Here is a 1,743-nt window from a genome sequence, read left to right as displayed (position 1 = left end):
GTCCGGATCGTCCCACCACTCAGCGACATGCGGCTCGCGCAGCCACCTGGCGATCAACGCCAGATCCTTCTCGGTGACCGGCCGAAAATCGTAGCTATGCTGCTGAGTGACCATGACCTTATCCAAAAACCGGCTCCCACTTTTTGGGATCATGGTCGGCAAGCTCAAGCGGCATCGAGCGTTTCGACAACAAAATTGTTGTTGGTGTAGACGCAGATGTCGGACGCGATCTGCATGGCCTTGCGGGCGATCTCCTCGGCGTCCTTGTCGGTGTCGATCAGCGCGCGGGCCGCGGCCAGGGCGTAATTGCCGCCGGAGCCTATGGCCATCACGCCATGCTCGGGTTCCAGCACGTCGCCATTGCCGGTCAGCGCCAGCGAGACCGACTTGTCGGCGACCAGCATCATGGCTTCCAGGCGGCGCAGGTAACGGTCGGTGCGCCAGTCCTTGGCGAGCTCGACGCAGGCGCGCGTCAGCTGATCGGGATATTGCTCGAGCTTGGCTTCGAGCCGCTCCAAGAGGGTGAAGGCGTCGGCAGTGGCGCCGGCGAAGCCGGCAATGACGCTGCCTCCCTTGCCGATGCGGCGCACCTTGCGGGCGTTGCCCTTCATGATGGTCTGGCCAAGGCTGACCTGGCCGTCGCCGGCGATCACGACCTTGTTGCCCTTGCGCACGCTGATGATGGTCGTGGCGTGCATGGTGAGTTCATTCGACATTTTGAGCTCCGATTCGCGCTATCCCTTGAAGGCGATTGGCGCGGTACGAGTGAGTTGGATGGGCCATATGTATGCATAAGGCCAATGATTGCAAACCGCCCCGCGGCGAAGGCCGATAGTGGCCGGAATGGCAACTGGCAATCGCCGGATCATGCTGATAGAAGGCTTTCGTTTTCAAGCCCGGGGCCCCGATCAGGGCAATAAGGACACGACGATGACGCGTTCGGCCGAAGTCAGCCGCAAGACCAGGGAAACCGAGATTTCGGTCTCGGTCCATGTCGACGGCAAGGGCAAGGCCGACATTTCGACCGGCGTCGGCTTCTTCGACCATATGCTCGACCAGCTGTCGCGCCACTCGCTGATCGACATGACCATCAAGGCCAAGGGCGACCTGCATATCGACGACCACCACACGGTCGAGGATACGGGGATCGCGATCGGCCAGGCGCTGAGCAAGGCGTTGGGCGAGCGGCGCGGCATCATGCGCTACGCCTCGATCGACCTTGCCATGGACGAGACGCTGACCCGCGCGGCGATCGACGTGTCCGGCCGGCCGTTTCTGGTCTGGAACGTCGGCTTCTCCTCGCCGAGGATCGGCACGTTCGATACCGAACTGGTGCGCGAGTTCTTCCAGGCTCTGGCGCAGAATGCCGGCATCACGCTGCATGTGACCAACCATTACGGCGCCAACAACCATCATATTGCCGAGACCTGCTTCAAGGCGGTGGCGCGCGTGCTGCGGGCAGCACTCGAGCCAGATCCGCGCCAGCCGGATGCCGTGCCTTCCACCAAGGGATCGCTGAAAGGATAGGCTATGGCGATCTATGTCGTGATGGAGCCGCCGGCCGGCAAAAAAGCCGAGGACGTCCATTTTGTGCGCGACAGCTTCACCTGGCTCGGTTTCCTGTTCTCGCCGCTCTGGCTCGCCTGGAACCGGCTGTGGATCGAGGCGGTGTTGGCCTTCGTCGTCATGGCGGTGTTGTCGGCGCTCGGTGAGAGGCTCGGGCTCGAATGGGCCGGATCAATG

3 protein-coding genes and 1 pseudogene are annotated in these 1,743 nt (G+C 62.5%); 2 read left to right on the top strand and 2 right to left on the bottom strand.

Annotated features, from left to right (window positions below; all coding sequences use genetic code 11):
- Together EOA24_RS43600 and hslV are read right to left on the bottom strand one after the other, a co-directional pair.
- A pseudogene (locus tag EOA24_RS43600) lies at positions 1 to 114 on the bottom strand (acetyltransferase); the annotation flags it as partial.
- Between the two features lie 50 nt (positions 115 to 164).
- Positions 165 to 716 carry an ATP-dependent protease subunit HslV gene (gene hslV, locus EOA24_RS36910; protein ID WP_040986886.1) on the bottom strand — a complete coding sequence of 184 codons (552 nt, stop codon included), beginning with the start codon at positions 714 to 716 and terminating at the stop codon, positions 165 to 167.
- Between the two features lie 214 nt (positions 717 to 930).
- Here hslV and hisB point away from each other — a divergent pair, with 214 nt between their 5' ends.
- Positions 931 to 1,527, top strand: a complete 597-nt coding sequence (gene hisB / locus EOA24_RS36905) for an imidazoleglycerol-phosphate dehydratase HisB (RefSeq protein ID WP_126080091.1) — start codon at positions 931 to 933, stop codon at positions 1,525 to 1,527.
- Between the two features lie 3 nt (positions 1,528 to 1,530).
- The coding region (locus EOA24_RS36900; RefSeq protein ID WP_133374846.1) for a DUF2628 domain-containing protein at positions 1,531 to 1,743 on the top strand (213 nt) is incomplete at its 3' end.

Source organism: Mesorhizobium sp. M2A.F.Ca.ET.039.01.1.1 (assembly GCF_003998035.1).
Classification (GTDB): domain Bacteria; phylum Pseudomonadota; class Alphaproteobacteria; order Rhizobiales; family Rhizobiaceae; genus Mesorhizobium.
This window is presented reverse-complemented; position numbering and strand designations above follow the sequence as displayed.

Coding starts and splice junctions, on each gene's coding strand:
- hslV (WP_040986886.1), bottom strand. CDS start 716: ATGTCGAATGAACTCACCATGCACGCCACGACCATCATCAGCGTGCGC.
- hisB (WP_126080091.1), top strand. CDS start 931: ATGACGCGTTCGGCCGAAGTCAGCCGCAAGACCAGGGAAACCGAGATT.